Raw genomic sequence first — 18,214 nt, 5'->3', positions numbered from 1 at the left:
TCAGTTGATGGTGACAAGACCGCCCTTCACCTGGACGGTTCCATCGCCGCTGACGTTTACCATGGAGCCGCTCACCTGAACCTTGGCACTGCCGGAAATGGTTATCTGCGTGCCACTCAGCGAGATGCCGCTCTGGCTGATGGTGATGGAATTGCCGCCGACCTTGAGCGTGATCGTCTGTGCCGCCTGCAGGGTGATGCTGCCGCCGTCGCACTGCATCGTCGCATTGCCGGAATCCAGCTTCAGCGTGTGATTGCCTCCGTTCAGCGTCGTCGTGACGTTTCCCTTCGCAAGCGTCAGCGTGTCATTGCCCTCGGAGATGGTGGCGCTCCGGTTGCCCTTGGTCACGGTCAGGCTGTCGTTGCCCTCGGACACCGTGAGCGTTCGGTTGCCCTTGGAGATGGTGACGCTCTCGTTGCCTTCCTGGACCGTCTCGGTGCGGTTGTTCTTGATGGTGATGGTCTGGTCGTGGGAGACGGTCAGCGTGTCGTCATTGGTGACCTCGCGCGTGAAGTCCTTCTGCGCGTGCATGTAGACGAGTTCGCTGTCCTTCTTGTCCTCGAAGCGCAGCTCGTTGAACGTGCTGGCGCTGCCCTGCGGGGAGGAGCGGGTCTTGATGCCGCTCTGGGTCTTGTTGTCGGGCAGGGTATAGGGCGGCATGTTCTGGCCGTTGTAGACGGCGCTCACCACCAGCGGCCGGTCGGGATCGCCCTCCAGGAAGATGACCACCACTTCCATGCCGATGCGGGGGGTGAACTGCGTGCCCCAGCTCGAGCCGGCGAGGGACTGGGCGACACGCACCCAGCAGGAGCTGTTCTCGTCCTTCTTGCCGAGACGGTCCCAGTAGAATTGCAGACGGATGCGGCCGTACTTGTCGCAATAGATCTCCTCGCCCGAAGGCCCGACCACGAGAGCGGTCTGCGGGCCGGGGATGAGGGGGCGGCGGGTGATGCGCGGTGGCCGGAAGGCGGTCGCGGCGGGCAGGGCGGTGAAGCGGTTGCGATAGAAGACGCTGCCGCTCTGGTTGCCGAGATGGGAGAGGTCCTGCGCGCTGTGCTCGACCGTGCGCAGCGCATAGCTGCGGCCCTGCTCGCTGACCACCTCATGCTTCGACATGGTGAATTTCGCGCCCGGCAGGAAGCCGGCATAGGTGGAGGCCCCCGGCGAGACGGCATAGTCCACCTCTTCCGCCTCCATGCGCAGGCGCGAGAGGGGGGTGCCCTTGTCCTTGGTGTCGTAGTCGCCGGGATAGTCGTAGAGTTCCCAGCTCTTGAAGGCGGAATTGTCGAGCACGGTGGTGGTGCTCGCGGTCAGATCGTTGGCCGGCTGCTCGAAATTGTAGTCGTTCAGCGTCGCCTTGCCGGACCGGAAATGGAAGCCGCTCGCCCATTCCTGCACGGCGATGGTCTCGCCGGTGGTGACGGGGGCGTGGATGACCGACTTGTCGATTGAATCCACATAGCCGGCCGTGCTGTCGCTCAGCACCAGCGTGTGGCTGGAAGAGTCGTACTGGAAATAGAAATAGATGCCCTCCTCCGCGAAGATGCGCTGGAGGAAGGCATAGTCCGTCTCGCGATACTGAACGCAGTAATCGCGGCTGGGGTGGCTGCCGGAGAGGCCCTGCTTCTTGTAGTCGGTGATGCCGCCCTCCGAGAGCAGCGTGTCGGCGATCTGCACCACGCTCTGGTTCTGGAAGATGCGGCAGTCGGACGTGCGGGTGAGCAGCCAGAGCTTGGGCGAGAGTTCGACCCGGTATCGGCGCATGCCGTCCACCGTGCGGTCCCCGGCCTGAAAGCGCGTGACGATGCCGTTGATGTAGCGCGGATCGCCGCCGGGCCGGGCGATGGCCACGGTGATCGGCTTGCCGAGAAGGCTGTCCGGCGTGATGTCGGCCTTCGTGGACGTCATGGTGAGGGTGAACAGGAAGAGCTCGGACAGGCCTTCCTTGCCCTCGAGGTGCGTGGCGATGAGCACATCGCCGCCGAGCGGCGTGGTGAGCGTCAGCAGCCGGTCGGTCTGCACGGGGGCTGAAGCGTCACTCATGCGATCCCCTCGCTGCGGGCAGGCCGGCGCCGGCGGACCTTGATAGTCCCTGCGCGCTCAGGCCCCACGCGCCGCCGCCTCGACCATATCCCAACGTCGTCCATTCTGCCTGACCGGCGGGGCAGAGTCGCCTGTGCCCCGCAAACTGGAGCGCCGCGCGGGACAGGGTCCCGCGCGGCCAAGCCTGTGAACCTGACCTTCGATCCGCGCGTCACGAGCTCTTGGTGGTGGCGAGATCGTAGGACACGGTGACCGGGGTGCCGGCCTTGTTCTTGTCGTCGTAGGGGGTGAACTTGAACTCGAGCTTGGTGAAGCTGATCGAGATGGACTCGGTGGGGCGGTCGCCGCCCGAGGACACCGAGTAGGACGAGATCAGCGCGTTGGTCAGCGTGTAGGTGCAGTAGGTCGCGCCCGGGCTGCCGGTGGTGGTGAGGTCGATCTTCACGGTCTTGCCGGTGTTGCCCGTGCAGGCCTCCGTGAAGAGCTTGGGCGAGGACGCATCGAACATCTTGACGATGGACACTTCGCTGATGGAGGGCTCGGAGGCCTCGCGGTTGTTGCCGGAGCCCGAGACGGTGGAGATGCCGCGCCCGACGCCCCAGGAGAGCGAGAGGACGTCGATCCACTTCTTGTGGTCCTGCTGCGTGGCTTCGCCGTCGATGCCGTCATATTTAACGTAGATGGCCATAGTTTACTCTCCTGTTGGCGTTGAGATTTCGGAGCCGAACTTGCCGTTCAGAGGGGTAAAATAGAAAGCTTGGGGAAAACGTTCTGGATATATGGCATGCGGGCAGAGTAGGTAAGCCTGAATTCGGGCTAATCTTCTTCCGCCTTGTTGATTTCATCAATGAGAAGATGGAGGCGCTCCTGCGTCTTCGTCCAGTCCTGATAGCCCATGACGATCCGCCCCACATCGACATAGGCAAGAACGCAACAGGCGAACAGATACATCATGGTCCGCTCGGCCGTGCTTGCGCTACGCGACAGGCGGCTCGCCATCGGGTACCGCAGCTTCGCGTTCGGCCCGGAGCCCGTCAACTTGAGCTTGTCAGCCTTGTCGTAGCTTCCGAGCTTCCGGTAAAGATTAACAAAGCCGAGGTCGCTCAGGCTGGCGACATACCGGTCATCGATCTCTATCCCCTTGCCGGCGGATGTCTGCACCATCACCTGATTCACGATGAGGGTCGCGGCGAGATAGAGCTTGACCGCGCTCGACAAACCGACACGGTTGTTCAGGCTTTGAGAAAAGCCCTGCGCCATCTCGTTGACGAGCGCGTTCTTTACCAGCGAAACGTAAGTCTTGGCCTTTTCGCCGATCTGCGCCCATTCGACGGCCGTCTCGCTCAGGGAGAGTTGCGGCAGGGATTTGGTGGCGTTGAAGGCACTGATAATCGCCGACGAAGTCTCATTCTTCGATACGTTGGAGAACGCGCTGAATTTCGGAACGACGTCTTGTCCCTGCGGGATCACAACGGAGCTGTCTTGAGGCAGCATGAAGGTGGTCTGGCTGCCGGTGCCGGGCATGGGCATGTGGCGATAATAGACGGCAATGTGCCGCCTGTAGGTCTTGCGCAGCGGTTCGCTGGATTTGAGCAGACGATTGAAATAATAGCCGAGGATCAGAAGGGTAACGACATGCTCTTCGCGATATTTCGGCGTATTGAGCCACCTTGGCCCCAGCGTCGGATCCGAGAGCTTGATCCTCATCTCGGCGAGCCGGCTGTCGAAGGACTGGATCATCGGCGCGAAGGACTCCACCAGGCTGGCATTCGCGACCTGGAGGACGAACTTCTTATAGCTGTCGAAGACGTCCGGTATCTTGTTGAAGAAGGCGGTGAGGCTGTCTTCTTCCGTCTGGAGCTTGTCCTTGAGATTTTTGCCGGCATCCTGAACCAGCTGCGGAATGGCTCCGCCAAAGCGCGATTGCTGAACGCGCGCGTTCTGGGCCAACTGATGCTGGTCCAGCGGGTTCTGGACCATCGTGTTGCCGAGGGACTGCAGGATCGCGTTATCGTCTCCAAGCCCCCGAAGCTGTTCGAGGCGCTTGGATTCATCCTTCGCCGATTTGCCCTTGTAGAGATAATAGATGAAGCTGGCTGGACCCGACGCCTTCGATCCGGCCTTGCCGACCATGCCGCCGACATTGAGCGTGGCATTCTTGGAAATGACGCCAGAGATGCCCTTGTTCATGTTGGTGGCAGTCGTATAGCCCATGCCCTGCGAGCTGTTCTGGATTCCCGTGATGGCATTGACGGGGTTGTCCGTCTTGTCGGGCGGTGTGAATTGCGAGGCAATGGCGTTTCCGCCCACCGTGAAGGCGGCGGCAAGGCCTGTGCCGAAGCCTCCCAGCAGGCCGGAAAGCACCGGTCCGACATAAGGCACCGCTGAGACCGACTGGATCAGAATCACGTCCAGCAACTGCACGAGGACGGGCGCCGTCGTGATCACCGAACCTTTGACGGCGTCGACATTCTCCTTCACCGCCCCGCGGAAGTTCTCGATGTTGAAGGTTAGACTGAGGGCTGAATCAACGCTGCCGTTGCCGGATATGACCGTGGCGCCCGAGAGATTGGTGGCGATCTGGCTGACGGTCGTGAGGAAGGATTGATCGTTCTGGGCGGTCACACAGGCCAGCATCACCGCTGCATCGACGGTGCTTTCCTTGCCCGCTTTGCCCGTAAGAGGGCCGAGTTCCGTCACGAGGGCATCGACCGGGGAGGCGAGGGTAGCCGTGACCGTGTCCCAGTTTTGCTGGGCCGCCTTGTTCATGATCCGCTGGATGGCCGAATTGATATCGGTCGTCGCGCCCTTTTCGAAGATGCCCATCTCTTGTGCCCCCTGATTGAGCGCGCGCCTTACGCGCTCTTGGTGGTGGCGAGGTCGTAGGACACGGTGACCGGGGTGCCGGCCTTGTTCTTGTCGTCGTAGGGGGTGAACTTGAACTCGAGCTTGGTGAAGCTGATCGAGATGGACTCGGTGGGGCGGTCGCCGCCCGAGGACACCGAGTAGGACGAGATCAGCGCGTTGGTCAGCGTGTAGGTGCAGTAGGTCGCGCCGGGGCTGCCGGTGGTGGTGAGGTCGATCTTCACGGTCTTGCCGGTGTTGCCCGTGCAGGCCTCCGTGAAGAGCTTGGGCGAGGACGCATCGAACATCTTGACGATGGACACTTCGCTGATGGAGGGCTCCGAGGCCTCGCGGTTGTTGCCCGAACCCGAGACGGTGGAGATTCCGCGCCCGACGCCCCAGGAGAGCGAAAGGACGTCGATCCACTTCTTGTGGTCCTGATGCGTGGCTTCGCCGTCGATGCCGTCATATTTAACGTATATGGCCACCACAGACCTCCCTGAACGCTTCCGCAGGCGCGGATCGATGTTCGATTAGCATTCTTATTTGACGGGACGATAATCAGGCTGCTTGGTGGCCTGAAGAAACATCCTTTTTTGAAGCGAGAAAGACATAGGCCTCGTAGTGGACGACTGCATTGTCATGCAGACGGACATGCCAGGGCAGGCGCAGTTCTTGCGCCATCCCGGAAGCGGGGGCCCCCGCAGGCGCGGGAAAATGGCCCTGGAGCACCGCCCGCGCCGCGGCGGGGCCGTCAAGCCATTCGTTCGGCGGCGTCGCGTGGGTTGCCCAGTCGAAGGGCGTGGAGAGGGCAAGGCCCCCTTCGGCTTTGAGCACGCGCCGGGCTTCCGCGATGAGCGCGGTCGGCCGGCTCACGCAATCGAGTACGTTGAACGCGCTCACATAGCCGAACGTGCCGCCCGCAAACGGCAGGGCCAGCGCGTCGGCGATCCAGAAGTCGCACAGCGCCGCGCCGGGCAGGTTCACCCGCGCGCTGCGCCGCTCGAAACGGTTGCCGGAGCGCCGCAGCGGATAGAGGACGTGGCCGTCGTCCAGCACCGTGCGGCCGAGCCTCAGAAGGTGCCAGTTGAGGTCGATGCCGAGCGCCGGGCGGCCGGTGGCGGCGGCGAGATCGAAGGTGGTGCGGCCGGCCGCGCAGCCGAGATCGATCGAGGGACCAGCCTTCGCAGGCAGATGGGCGAGAGCCTGCGCGAGGGCCTGGCGCACGCTGCCCGTCGGCGCGGCGACGCCGCCGGAAAACACGTCGCCGTAGTGGTCGTGCCCATAGGTCGATTGCTGCTGGCGCACCACGTTGAAGGCGGCGTCCGGTCCGAGCGCATCGCCGAGCAGGCTTTCCACGGCTTCGCTTTCGACCTCGCCCTGCAGCACGAGGTGCAGGTTGGCGGCGAGCCAGGAGCTGACATCCGGCACGAGGATGGGGGTGCCGGAGAGGATGGGATAGGCCTTGCCGCAGGCGGGGCCACTGCACCGCAGGATGCCGGTTCGCACGTCGCCCTCGACGATGACGGCACCAGCCTCCAGCGCCAGTGGGTGCTCGGCTCCCGTCTGGCGGCAGGCCGGGCACACCGGCTTCAGGGTTTCATGGTGCAGCAGCCGCATGGTCACCCGCCGATGATGACGGTGGTGCAACCCGGTGCCATCACCGTGCCCGTGGGTGCAGGAATGGGCGCGACGCAGCTTGTGTGGGCCGTCATGTCGCCCACCCGCGCCGCCGGCAGGCTGCCGATCAGCACGGTGGCGGAGCCCATGGCGATCATGCCGGGCCCGCCGGGGACGCAGCCGGCCAGCATGCAGGGGGTGGTGGTGTCGGTGGCCCGCGCCGCAGGCATGTTGCCGATGAGCACGGTCGTGCAGCCCTTCATGATCGGCAGTTGCATGGGCGGATGCGGCACCGGCGTCGGCACAGGCGCGGCCGGATGCATCGGCGCGTGGCAGTGCGGGCCGGCTTGCATCACCTTGTCGCCGAGGCGGGCTGCGGGGGGCATGGCGCGGCGCCCCGCTCACTGCAACTGATAGGAGAACTGGCCGTCCTCCTTCAGCCCGACACTGATCGCGGTGATGGGCTTCGCCTGCGCCATGGCTTCCAGTAGGTGGCCGGAGAGTTCGGGCAGCAGCGTCCGCGACAGGATGTTCTCGATGTTGCGCGCGCCCGAGGCGCTTTCGGTGCAGCGCGCCGCGATGGTTTCCACCAGCTCCGGCGCGTAGGTGAAGCTCGCGCCATAGGCTTCCATCACCCGGTTGCGGATGCGGCCGAGCTGGAGCACCACGATCTGGCGGATGATGGCATCCGTCAGCGGCAGATAGGGCACCAGCGTCACGCGGCCGAGGAAGGCGGCCTTGTAGTATTTCTCGAGCTCCGGCCGCAGCGCCTGCGCCAGCACGCCCGGCTCGGGCATGGTCTCGGGATCGGCGCAGAGCTTGGTGATGAGGTCCGATGCGGCGTTGGACGTCATGATGATGACGGTGTTCTTGAAGTCGATCTCCCGGCCTTCGCCGTCCTTCATCGACCCCTTGTCGAACACTTGGAAGAAGATGTCCTGCACGCCCGGATGGGCCTTCTCCATCTCGTCGAGGAGAATGACCGAATAGGGCCGCCGGCGCACCGCCTCGGTGAGCACGCCGCCCTCGCCATAGCCGACATAGCCGGGCGGGCTGCCCATGAGCAGGCTGACCTTATGCTCTTCCTTATATTCAGACATGTTGATGGTGGTGAGGTTCTGCTCACCGCCATAGAGCTGGTCCGCCAGCGTCAGCGCGGTCTCCGTCTTGCCGACGCCCGAGGGGCCGACCATCAGGAAGACGCCCAGCGGCTTGCGAGGGTCTGTCATGCCGGCCCGCGACGTGCGGATGGCCTGCGCCACCGCCGCGATGGCGTGGGACTGGCCGACCACCCGCTGTTCCATGGTCGCCTGCAAGCCGAGGACGTTGCGGATCTCGTCGCTGCGCATCCGGCCGGCTGGAATGCCGGTCCAGTTCTCCACCACTTCCGCGATGGCCTGGCCATCGACCAGTGGGAAGACCAGCGGCGCCTCGCCCTGCAATTCGGCGAGCTTGGCGCTCTCCTCGGCATATTTCACCCGCAGCGCGTCATGCGCGGTGGCCTCCGCCTCGGCTTCCAGCTGCGTGCGCAGGTCGCCCAGAGACTTCACGAGCGCCAGCTCCGCTTCCCAGCGCTCGGTGAGCGTAATGCGCTCGGCATCGAGGGTGGCCCGCTCGGCGGCCAGCGTCTCCGCACGCTTGGTGTGATCGACGCCGGAGGCCTGCTCGCGGGTGATGAGCACCATCTCGGCGTCGATCAGCTCGATCCGCCGGTTGCGGTCGTCGATGGCGGCGGGAATGGTAGTCTGGCTTACGGCGACCCGTGAGCAGGCGGTGTCGAGCAGCGAGACGCCCTTGTCCGGCAGCTGGCGCGAAGGAATGAAGCGGGCGGACAGGCGCACGGCCTCGCTCAGCGCCTCATCGAGGATGCGGACCTTGTGATAGCCCTCCAGCGTGGGCACGAGGCCGCGCAGCATGGCAATGGCGATGGGCTCGGAGGGTTCTTCCACCTTCACCACCTGGAAGCGGCGGGTGAGGGCGGCGTCCTTCTCGAAATATTTCTTGTATTCGGCCCACGTGGTGGCCGCGATGGTCCGCAGTTCGCCACGGGCGAGGGCCGGCTTCAGCAGGTTGGCGGCATCGCCTTGTCCCGCCGCACCGCCGGCGCCGATCAGGGTGTGCGCCTCGTCGATGAAGAGGATGATCGGAACGGGCGAGGCCTTCACGCCGTCGATCACCGCCCGGAGCCGGCTCTCGAACTCGCCCTTCATGCTGGCGCCGGCCTGGAGCAGGCCGAGGTCGAGGGTGCGCAGGACAACGTTGCGCAGGGCCGGAGGCACGTCGCCGGCGGCGATGCGCAGCGCAAAGCCTTCCACGACCGCCGTCTTGCCGACGCCCGCCTCGCCCGTGAGGATCGGATTGTTCTGCCGGCGGCGGATGAGGATGTCGACGATCTGGCGGATCTCTGAATCGCGCCCGATGATCGGGTCGATCCGACCCGCCTTGGCTTCGGCGGTCAGGTCCACCGTGTACTGCGCCAGCGCATCGCCCGCCTTGCCGCCGGTTCCGGGAGCCGCGAAGCCGGGGGCGGGCTGCGCGAGGGCCGCCTGCTGCTCGCTTGAGCCGGCGGTGATGCTGGCGAAGTCCTTTTGCAGCGCGTCGGCGGAGAGCGTCTTGAAGCCCGCCGACATGTCGTTGAGCTTCAGCGCCAGCGAGCTGTCCGAGAGCATGGCCCAGAGCAGGTGGCCGGACCGCGCCTGGGACAGGCCGCCTTCGATGGAAGCCAGCAGCCAGGCCTGCTTGGCCGTCTCCACGATGTCCGGCGAGAGGCCCGGCGGGCGGCTGTTGCCGGTCTTCAGCCGGTCGAGGCTGCGGGCGATGTCCCGTTCCACGGCGCCGAGCTCGACACCGTAATGAGCGAGAATGAGCGGGATGTCCGTATTGGCTTCCGCCAGCAGGCGCGAGAGCCAGTGCTCCATCTCCACATTGTAGTGGGTGCGCATGAGGGCGAAGCCGGCTGCCCCCTCCAAGGTCGAGCGGCAGGTGCCATCCAAGCGGCCGATCAGAGCCTTGAGGTCAACCGCAGCCATTCTTGTCTCCACCCTAGCCGTGCAAGGAGTAAATCAGGAATCCGCGTCAGACTAGCGGTATAAAGGTCACGAGAGTGTGTCGTCTCGGCCACTGGGGGTGGCGATATTTGGGTGTTTTTAACCGATCGGCCGCGGCGGTAGGGGGAAAATAAACGGTAAACGGATTGTATGCGGACGGGCGTTTGGTTTCGCTTGCGCAGCCGCGCGGGCGCAGGTCATAGAAAATGGTAGCGTGCGGCCGGCTATGTGGGAGTGCCCCTTGTCTGAACGAGAAGTGCCGGAAACGCAGGTCCGACCGACGATCCTTGCGGGGTCCGGGGCGGTGCTCGCGCGGCGCACGTTCGTTGCCGGCGGGCTTGCGGGTCTCGCCGGCTGCGGCGCCATTCCCACCCCGCCGCCCAAGCCGACCATCATCGGCGTGCGGCTTCTGGCTGACGACACGATCAATCCGAGCCTCGTGGGCGTGGCCTCGCCGGTGACCGTCCGGCTCTATGTCCTGAAGGACGATACCAATTTCATGCAGAGCGACTTCCAGACGCTCTGGTCGCAGGACGCGCAGATCCTCGGTCCCAGCATGGTCTCCAAGAAGGAGATCGTGGTGCCGCCGAACGGCAACATTCCGGTCAAGGAGGAGGCGCCGCCCGATGCCACGCTCGTCGGCGCCATCGCGGCCTTCCGCACCATCGACCAGGCACAGTGGCGCACCACCATCGGCCTGAAGCCCAGTCTCGTGAACGACGTGCAGCTCAATCTCGTCGGGCTGACCGCGCAGTTCATTCCCGTGGTGGTCGGCTGGAAGGGCGATCCGACGCCGCCCCTCTTCCCCTTCTGAGCCGGCCCCGCCTCATCCGGCGGAGGCGTGCCGGGGCTCCAGATAGGCGAGCACATCCCGCAGCGCCGTCACATACGGAGCATTGGGCGTGACGGCCGCAAGGACCGCGGCGCTGCCGAGCCGCACCAGATCGTCGCTGAGCGGCAGCACGCAGGCCACGGGCGAGCGGTAGGCGGCCTCGATCTCACCTTTCAGTTCCACCGCATCGATGCTGCTGTGAACCTTGTTCACCACCAGCAGCATCTGCGGAACCTCCAGCCGCATCGCCAGCTCGAGCGTGACCGCCGTGCCCTGATAGTCCTGCTGGTCCGGCCGCAGCACCATGAGCAGGGTGTCCGAGATGGCGACGGAGAGCAGCGTCTCCTCGTTCACGCCCGGATGGGTGTCGATGATGAGATAGTCGAGGTCGAGCCGGCGGCAGAGCTCGTGGATGCCCTCGTTGAGCACCTCCACCGCATAGCCTTCCTTGAGGATGCGCGCGATCTCCCCGGTGCGCATGCTGCTCGGCACCAGCAGCACCTGCCCGCGCCCGCGCGGCGTGCCGGGCACGGCGGCGCGCGTCACGTCCACGATGGCCGCATCGACGCTGCACCGGCCCCACAGGAAGTCGTTCAGCGTGTGGTCGATGTTCTGCGGTTCAAGCCCGAACAGCACGTGGATGCCTGGCGAGCGGATGTCCACGTCCATCACGCCCACCCGATGGCCCGACTGTGCCAGCAGGGCCGCCACATTGGCGCTGATGTTCGATTTGCCCGTGCCGCCGCGATAGGAGTGAACGGAGATGATGGTGGTCATTCGTCTCGCGCCTGGTCGCTCCGCATGTGCCGCGCCCGCATCTCACGCGCGCGCTGTTGCAGATCCTGGAAATATTCGGTCTCGACGATGGCGCCCACGTGCTTCTTCAGCTCCTGGCGGTCGATCTCCACCGTGAGGCGCTTCAACTGCACGCTGAGTTCGGCATTTTCCTGCTTCAGCTTGCCGTTGGCGATCTCCAACTGCTCCTTGAGGCCCGTCAGGTCCTCGATCAGCATGTTGAGCCGCATCTCGCGCGCCTCCACCTGCACCAGCATGAAGCCGAAGGCCTCGGCCAGCTGGTGGATGGTCTCGGAAGCATCCTCGGCGACCGTCAGCGCGAACAGGTCATCCACATTGTCGTAGTCGCCCTTGGCGATCTGGCGGCAGATCCCCTCGAGGCGGGACAGCGCCTCATGGTCGCCGGCGCAGGGCAGGGCAGACGGATCGGCCTCGCTCATGGGGTGCCTCCCACATGGCGCAGGACGATGGCGGTGGCGTCGTCGCGCCCGGAATAGCAGTCGGCGGCTTCCAGCAGCGCCGTCGCCAGATCGCGTCGCTCGAGGTCGAGCGTCGCACCGATCACCTCCGGCGGCACCGCGTCGAAAATGCCATCCGTGCACAGCAGCAGCCGCGCACCGGGGTCGATCTGCACGATGCGGAAATCGAGTTCGGGGTCGGGCGTCGCGCCCACCAGGCGCGTGACGAGGCGCCGCCGGTCGCGCAGTTCCACATGGTCCGTGGTGAGCTGCAAGAGGCGGCCGTGGTGGCGCAGGTAGGCGCGGGAATCCCCGGCCCAGAAGAGCCCGGCACGATCATCTTCCACCTGTGCGGCGACCACCGTGGAGGCCATGGTGAAGGCCTGCGGCGCCGTCATGCCCGCCTGATAGAGCGTATGGTTGGCGGCGAGGAGACGATCCTCCAGCCACTCCAGCCGATCCATGAAGGAGAGGTCCGCGGCATGGATGGCGGTGCAGGCCTGCACGATCTCCCAGCTCGCCACCTCGCCATAGGGCAGGCCGCCGACGCCGTCGGCCACCAGATGAACGCCGGTCTCCGGATTGCTGAAGACCGCGTCCTCATTGTTCTCGCGCCCCGGACCCTGCCGGCTGGCGAGCGAAATCTCGAAGACGCCGGCGCGGACGACGCGGACGGTGTCGTAGGGCCGCGCGCCGGGCTGGGCCTGCATGTCGTCAGCCATTCTTGCGTGCCGACCAGAAGGAGAAGAGGGAATTGCGGTTCTCCGGTTCGGCGGTGAAGGCGGCAAGGAATGCGCCGGCATCGGCAGGCCGCTGGGCTTCGTCGAAGGACAAAGCGGCATTGACCGCGCGGCGGGCGGCGGGCGGCAGCATGGGCAGTTCGTACGGCGCGATGCCGGCGGCCTTCGCCTCGCTGCCGCTCATGCGGTCGTAGGGATGGCGGCCGGTCAGCAGCAGATGCACGAGGCAGCCCAGCGCATAAACGTCGTCCGAGGCGGAGGGCGGCCCGCCTTCGTTGCGCTCGGGGCAGGCATAAGAAGGCGTGAGGCCGCTGATCGGCGCCTCTTCCAGCGCGTTCTGGCCGGCCACCGCCGAAATGCCGAAGTCGAGCACCTTCAGCCGCCCGTCGGCGCACAGGAAGAGATTGCCGGGCTTCAGGTCCGCATGGATGGCGCCGCGGCTGTGGGTGAAGGCGAGCGCCTCCATGAGGTCGCGCAGCACGCGCTGGGCATCCTCGCTGCCGCAGAAGGTCGGCTCCTCCCGCAAAAGGCGGTCGAGGCCGACGCCCTCCAGCAGCTCCATCACGATGAAGGCGTGGGTCCCGTCCCGGTCGAAGTCATAGACGGTGGTGATGCGCGGATCGGCGAGATCCTGCGTGCGCCGGGTCTCCGCCTCCAGTGCCCGCAGGGCGTCGGGATGGCTGGCGAAGCTGAGGTTCAGCATCTTGATGGCGACATACGGCTGGCGCGCGCCCGCTTCCAGACGGCGCCGGTCGATGGCGCGATAGACGATGCCCATGCCGCCGCGCCCGAGCTCGTTCTCCAGGATGAAGCGGTCGCGCAGCACCATGCCCTTCTGGGCTTCCGCCTCCGGCTTGGTCTGGAGCGGCGGGCGCACGGCGCCTTCCGTGGTCTCTCGCGCGTAGCGGCGCAGGCGCAGCCCTTCATAGGCGGACAGGGCGGAGCCCAGCGTATCGTGCTTCGCCGCCGGATTGCCGCCGCTGCGCTCCTTCTTGAAGCGATCGACGAAGGAAGACAGGACCGCGTCCTCCACCATGCCGGGCAGGTTGCGCGGCGGGGCGCTGCGGCTGGCCGGTGTCTCGACGGGTGGAGCGGCGGCGAGAGTCAGCGTTTCGCTCCGAATGCCTTCCGCCAACGAGACGCCGAGCCCCTGGACGTCGATCCAGCGCTGGAGCAGGTCGTCCAGCGCATCGGCGCCTTCAGCGGTCCGGCACAGGGGGGCAAGGGCGCGCGTCAGCTCGGGGAACGGCAGCTTTCCCACCACGAAGCGGTTGAGCAGCTGGCCCATCTGGTGCGCGGTGTCGCGATCGTGATCCATGCCCGCCTGCCGGGAATCTCGGAGCCGCGATCTTAGCGGCCCCGCCCCCCGAGGGATATGCTGCAACTTTGGCCCCGTGGGAAGCCGGGCCCTCGGCTGTCGCGCGATCGCATCACGGCGCTCCGCCGGATTGGTGCGACTCGCCATTCCTTGGGCGCCGTCGCGGTCTGGTGTTTCGACGCGACTGGCGTACCGGAATGCGTCCGATATTCTGCGCGCGCAGACTCGCGCCGCCGCGTCAGTCGGGCCTATATGATATAATCCATGAATTATATAGCATGCATTCTTACTGCTTCCGGCTTGCCGGACTCGTCCAGGAGACAGGGATGAAGCCTTTGCTCGGAACGGCCCTTCGCTTCGCGACCGCCGTTTGCCTCGCCGCCGCCGTTCTGCCTACAGCCTCCGCCTCAGCCGCCGACAAGGTCCTGGTCGGTCTCGCGATTCCCCCGACCATCACGGACGGCGGCGTCTATGCGATCGCCGATGAGCTGGGCCTGTTCAAGGAACAGAACATCGAGGTGGAGAGCGTGGTGCTGCAGGGGGCGGGAGCCATCGTGCCCCAGCTTCTGCAGAAGAAGGTGACCTTCGGCTTCCCGCTGCCCGAGACACTGCTCGCCGCCCACAAGCCGGGCGAGCCGCCGCTGCCGCTGACCTATGTCTATAATGCCAACCCGTACAATTCCCTCGAGCTGTCCGTTCTCGCCTCCTCCGACATCAAGAGCATCAAGGATCTGAAGGGCGGCAAGATCGGCGTCGGGGCGCTGACCTGGGGCACCATCCCGCAGACCCGCGCCCTGCTTCGCAGCGAGGGGCTGGAGCCGGGCAAGGACGTCTCCATCGTCGCCGTGGGCAATCTGGGCTCGGGCTTCCATGCCCTGCGCGAGAACCGGGTGGAGGCGCTGAATTTCAACAGCACCTGGATCGACCTCATGGAGCTGGAAGGCACCAAGGCGCGGCGCCTTCCCTATCCGCCCGTGTTCGCCAACATGATCGTCAACGGCTTCCTCACCCATGCCGACACGGTGAAGCAGCAGCCGGACCTCATCGCCCGCTTCGGCCGCGCCTATGCGCAGGCGGTGGTGGCCTGCGACGCCAATCCCAAGGCCTGCGTCGAGGCCTTCTGGAAGCGCAATCCGCAGGCCAAGCCCCAGGGCGATGCGGACAAGGCGCTTGCCGACAACGTGGAGATCCTGAAGCGCCGGCTCGCCCTCACGGTGCGCGACGCGCAGGGTAAGGACCGCGTGCCCGGCGCCTTCGATCTGGAGATCATCCGCGCCTATGTGAAGGCGATGCATGAATACGGCGAGTTCGCCACCGCCGACATTCCGCTGGAAACCTATTTCAGCAACCAGTTCGTGCCGGAATATTCCAAGTTCGACCGCGCTGCCCTCATCGCCCGCGCCAAGGCGCTGCCATGAAGATGGAGCCCGCCGCGCCCGCCGGTGTCCCCGGCGGAGCGCCGGACGGCCGCCTCGTCCTCTCCGATGTCGCCTTCGGCTATGACGGCAGGACGGGCCGCAAGGTGCTGGAGGGGCTGTCGCTGAACGTGCGGGATGGCGAGTTTGTCGCCATCCTCGGTCCCTCCGGCAGCGGCAAGTCCACCTTGCTGCGCCTCGTCGTCGGTCTCGAACGCCCGACAGGCGGCGCGATCCGCCTCGACGGACGCCCCATCACCGGCCCGCGGCAGGACATCGGCATGGTGTTCCAGAAGCCGACGCTGCTGCCCTGGCGCACGGTGCGGGACAATGTGCTGCTGCCCGCCGGCTTTGCCCGCGCCGCCGGTTCCGAGGCACGGACGCAGGCGGACCGGCTGCTGGCGCTGGTGGGCCTGTCGGATGTGGCCGGCGCCTATCCCTTCCAGCTCTCCGGCGGCATGGCGCAGCGCGTGGGCATTGCCCGTATGCTGCTGCATGATCCGAGCCTCCTCATCCTCGACGAGCCCTTCGCGGCGCTCGATGCCATGACCCGCGAGGATCTCTCGCTGGAACTCCAGAGCATCTGGATGGCGGGCCGCAAGACGGCGCTTTTCGTCACCCATTCCATTCCCGAGGCGGTGCTGCTGGCGGATCGCGTGGTGGTGCTGGCCGGCCGGCCGGCGAAGGTGGTGGCGGACGTCGCCGTGCCGCTGCCGCGCCCGCGCACCATCGAGACGCTGACCTCGTCCGAGTTCAATACCATCGCCTATGAGCTGCGCCGCCTGTTCCGTGATCTGGCTGGTGCGGCACGGAGGGCGTCATGAAGACTGTGCAATCCATCCTCTACCCGCTCATCACGCTGGCGCTGGTGATCGCAGCCTGGGCCTTCGCCACCCGACCCGGCGGGTTGCCCTCCTATCTGCTGCCGCCGCCGGGCGCGGTCTTCTCCACTCTCTATGGCGGCCTCGTGGATGGCAGCTACTGGCCGCACATCCGCTTCACGCTGCTCTCGACGCTCACGGGCTATGCCATCGGCAGCCTCGCGGCGGTGGTGGTGGGCATCCTGATCGCGGAATCGGAGACATTCGAGAAGTTCGTCTTCCCGCTCATCGTCGCCGTTCAATCCATGCCCAAGGTGGCGCTGGCGCCGCTCATCCTCGTCTGGTTCGGCTTTGGGCTGATGTCCAAGGTGGTGCTGGTGGCGCTGCTCTGCTTCTTTCCGCTGCTGGTGAACACCATCGTCGGCATCCGCCGCACCGATCCCGAGCTTGTGGAGATGTGCCGCTCCTTCAACCGCTCGCGGGCCTTCATCTTCCTGCATGTGAAGCTGCCCTCGGCGGCGAGCTCCATCTTCGCCGGCCTCCAGATCGGCATTGTGCTGGCGCTGATCGGCGCGGTTGTGGGTGAGTTCATCGCCTCCGAACAGGGGCTCGGCTATCTCATCGGCTCGGCCACCGTGAACATGAGCGTCAGCACCATGTTCGCGGGCGTCCTCATCCTCGCCGCCATCGGCATGGCGGGATCGAGCCTCATGCGCTTCATCGCCAAGCGCATCGTCTTCTGGGAGGGCGGGCGCACCGCGGCTCCGTCCGAGGAGGTTTGAGCATGACCCGTTCCGACACCATCCTGCCGGCGCCCGAGGCGCTCGCCTTCGCCTCGGCCATCGATCTGCTGGAGGCTCTGCGGCGCGGCGACGTCACCTCCCGCGCCCTGCTGGAGCTCTATCTCGGCCGGATCGAGCGCCACAATCCGGCGCTGAATGCGGTGATCTTTCTGGAGGCCGAGGCTGCCCGTGCTCGTGCGGACGCCGCCGACGCCGCCCGCGCCCGCGGCGAGAGCTGGGGGCCGCTGCACGGCCTGCCCATGACGGTGAAGGAATCCCACCATATCGCCGGCTGGCCCACCACCTGGGGCGATCCGGCCACCGCCGATTTCCGGCCGGAGGCGACGGGCGTCGTGGTGCAGCGGCTTCTCGATGCCGGGGCCATCGTCTTCGGCAAGACCAATGTGCCGATTCATCTCCTGGACTGGCAGAGCTACAACGCCATCCATGGCACCACGCACAATCCCTGGCGGCGGGGCGTGACGCCGGGCGGCTCCTCGGGCGGCTCGGCGGTGGCGCTGGCGGCGGGCTTCACGGCGGCCGAGCTGGGGAGCGATGCGGGCGGCTCCGTGCGCATGCCCGCCCATTTCTGCGGCGTGTTCGGCCACCGGCCCAGCATTCATGTGGTGCCGCAGGCGGGCAATGACCGGCCGGGCAGCACCATTGGCAACGAGGTCTCGACCTCCGGCCCCATGGCGCGTTCGGCGGGCGACCTCGACCTGCTGCTCGGCATCCTCGCCGGCCCGGCCGGGCCGGATGCCATCGCCTGGCGGCTGGAACTGCCCGAGCCCCGCGCCCGCAAGCTTACGGACTTCCGCGTGGCCGTGCTCTACGGCTCGTCCATCGCCGAGGTGGACGAGGCCTATGCCTCGCGTCTCAGGGCGCTGGTGGAGCGCCTGCGCGCCGAGGGCGTGAATGTGAACGACAACGCCCGGCCGGATTTCGACGATGCCGAGCACCATCATGTTCTGCTTCAGGTGCTGCGCGGGGCCGCGAGCGCCCGCCCGCCGCAGGCAGCCGTCGACGCGGCTCTGGCACGCCTGAAGACCACCGCCGCGGACGACCATTCCTATGTGGCCGAATCCGACCGGGCGCTGACCCAGAGCCACCGGGCGTGGCTCGGCATTCAGGAGCGCCGGGCCGCCATCCAGAGGGCCTGGGCGTCCTTCTTCGAGAGCTATGACGTGCTGTTGGCGCCGGCGACGACCGGGGCCGCCTTTCCGCTGGACGAGGACCGCCCCCGCGAGGCGCGCACCCTCACCATCAACGGCCGGCAGGCGGATTATAACGACCAGCTCTTTTGGGCGGGCATTGCGACGCTGGCGGGGCTACCGGCGAGCGTCGCGCCCATCGGCGAGACGGCGGACGGGCTGCCGGTTGGGGTCCAGATTGTCGGTCCCTATCTGGAGGACCGCACGCCCATCGCCTTCGCCGCCGCGCTCGAAGCGCTCTACGGCTTCCGCCGCCCGCCCGGCCTCGATTGAGGCGGGGAGGGGCGA

Annotated in this window: 16 protein-coding genes; 5 read left to right on the top strand and 11 right to left on the bottom strand. The window is 66.2% G+C overall.

Annotated features, from left to right (window positions below):
• The 7 genes from AZC_RS13400 to tssH all read right to left on the bottom strand — a co-directional run bounded on the left by AZC_RS13400 (position 1) and on the right by tssH (position 9,536).
• Positions 1-2,043 (bottom strand): type VI secretion system Vgr family protein, encoded by a 2,043-nt coding sequence (locus tag AZC_RS13400; protein ID WP_012171116.1) that lies wholly within the window; start codon positions 2,041-2,043, stop codon positions 1-3.
• A 211-nt stretch (positions 2,044-2,254) separates the two neighbouring features.
• Complete coding sequence (locus AZC_RS13395; RefSeq protein ID WP_012171115.1) at positions 2,255-2,731, bottom strand: Hcp family type VI secretion system effector; 477 nt, start codon at positions 2,729-2,731, stop codon at positions 2,255-2,257.
• 128 nt (positions 2,732-2,859) lie between these two features.
• The gene (locus AZC_RS13390; RefSeq protein WP_012171114.1) at positions 2,860-4,869 is read right to left on the bottom strand and encodes a hypothetical protein; all 2,010 of its coding nucleotides are present in this window, start codon (positions 4,867-4,869) and stop codon (positions 2,860-2,862) included.
• A 29-nt stretch (positions 4,870-4,898) separates the two neighbouring features.
• Positions 4,899-5,375, bottom strand: a complete 477-nt coding sequence (locus AZC_RS13385; RefSeq protein WP_043879338.1) for an Hcp family type VI secretion system effector — start codon at positions 5,373-5,375, stop codon at positions 4,899-4,901.
• A 73-nt stretch (positions 5,376-5,448) separates the two neighbouring features.
• Complete coding sequence (locus AZC_RS13380; RefSeq protein ID WP_052285931.1) at positions 5,449-6,507, bottom strand: methyltransferase domain-containing protein; 1,059 nt, start codon at positions 6,505-6,507, stop codon at positions 5,449-5,451.
• Positions 6,508-6,509: 2 nt separating this feature from the next.
• Positions 6,510-6,893 (bottom strand): PAAR domain-containing protein, encoded by a 384-nt coding sequence (locus AZC_RS13375; protein WP_043879337.1) that lies wholly within the window; start codon positions 6,891-6,893, stop codon positions 6,510-6,512.
• Positions 6,894-6,908: 15 nt separating this feature from the next.
• Positions 6,909-9,536, bottom strand: coding sequence for a type VI secretion system ATPase TssH (gene tssH / locus AZC_RS13370; RefSeq protein ID WP_043879336.1), 2,628 nt, complete (start codon positions 9,534-9,536; stop codon positions 6,909-6,911).
• A 259-nt stretch (positions 9,537-9,795) separates the two neighbouring features.
• Here tssH and tssJ point away from each other — a divergent pair, with 259 nt between their 5' ends.
• The gene (gene tssJ, locus AZC_RS13365) at positions 9,796-10,368 is read left to right on the top strand and encodes a type VI secretion system lipoprotein TssJ (RefSeq protein WP_158304115.1); all 573 of its coding nucleotides are present in this window, start codon (positions 9,796-9,798) and stop codon (positions 10,366-10,368) included.
• Positions 10,369-10,380: 12 nt separating this feature from the next.
• Here the strand turns inward: tssJ and AZC_RS13360 are convergent, their stop codons facing one another.
• The 4 genes from AZC_RS13360 to AZC_RS24440 are packed head-to-tail and all read right to left on the bottom strand — an operon-like array spanning position 10,381 to position 13,697.
• Positions 10,381-11,163 (bottom strand): MinD/ParA family ATP-binding protein, encoded by a 783-nt coding sequence (locus tag AZC_RS13360; RefSeq protein ID WP_012171109.1) that lies wholly within the window; start codon positions 11,161-11,163, stop codon positions 10,381-10,383.
• On the bottom strand, positions 11,160-11,621 hold the full coding sequence (locus AZC_RS13355; protein WP_012171108.1) for a hypothetical protein: 462 nt from the start codon (positions 11,619-11,621) through the stop codon (positions 11,160-11,162). The genes AZC_RS13360 and AZC_RS13355 overlap by 4 nt, the downstream gene beginning before the upstream one ends.
• On the bottom strand, positions 11,618-12,361 hold the full coding sequence (locus AZC_RS13350) for a PP2C family protein-serine/threonine phosphatase (protein ID WP_158304114.1): 744 nt from the start codon (positions 12,359-12,361) through the stop codon (positions 11,618-11,620). The genes AZC_RS13355 and AZC_RS13350 overlap by 4 nt, the downstream gene beginning before the upstream one ends.
• Positions 12,354-13,697: a serine/threonine-protein kinase gene (locus AZC_RS24440; RefSeq protein ID WP_052285930.1), complete on the bottom strand. Its 1,344-nt coding sequence runs from the start codon at positions 13,695-13,697 to the stop codon at positions 12,354-12,356. The genes AZC_RS13350 and AZC_RS24440 overlap by 8 nt, the downstream gene beginning before the upstream one ends.
• 326 nt (positions 13,698-14,023) lie before the next feature.
• Here AZC_RS24440 and AZC_RS13340 point away from each other — a divergent pair, with 326 nt between their 5' ends.
• The 4 genes from AZC_RS13340 to AZC_RS13325 are packed head-to-tail and all read left to right on the top strand — an operon-like array spanning position 14,024 to position 18,199.
• Entirely contained in the window at positions 14,024-15,115 is a 1,092-nt protein-coding gene (locus AZC_RS13340) for an ABC transporter substrate-binding protein (RefSeq protein ID WP_012171105.1), read from the top strand.
• Positions 15,112-15,936, top strand: a complete 825-nt coding sequence (locus AZC_RS13335; protein WP_012171104.1) for an ABC transporter ATP-binding protein — start codon at positions 15,112-15,114, stop codon at positions 15,934-15,936. The genes AZC_RS13340 and AZC_RS13335 overlap by 4 nt, the downstream gene beginning before the upstream one ends.
• On the top strand, positions 15,933-16,715 hold the full coding sequence (locus tag AZC_RS13330; protein ID WP_012171103.1) for an ABC transporter permease: 783 nt from the start codon (positions 15,933-15,935) through the stop codon (positions 16,713-16,715). The genes AZC_RS13335 and AZC_RS13330 overlap by 4 nt, the downstream gene beginning before the upstream one ends.
• A 2-nt stretch (positions 16,716-16,717) precedes the next feature.
• The gene (locus tag AZC_RS13325; RefSeq protein ID WP_043879334.1) at positions 16,718-18,199 is read left to right on the top strand and encodes an amidase; all 1,482 of its coding nucleotides are present in this window, start codon (positions 16,718-16,720) and stop codon (positions 18,197-18,199) included.
• Positions 18,200-18,214: the final 15 nt, after the last annotated feature.

The organism is Azorhizobium caulinodans ORS 571 (assembly GCF_000010525.1).
GTDB classification, from domain to species: Bacteria; Pseudomonadota; Alphaproteobacteria; order Rhizobiales; family Xanthobacteraceae; genus Azorhizobium; species Azorhizobium caulinodans.
The sequence above is the reverse complement of the archived record's forward strand: the minus strand, read 5'-3'. Positions and strand labels throughout refer to the sequence as shown.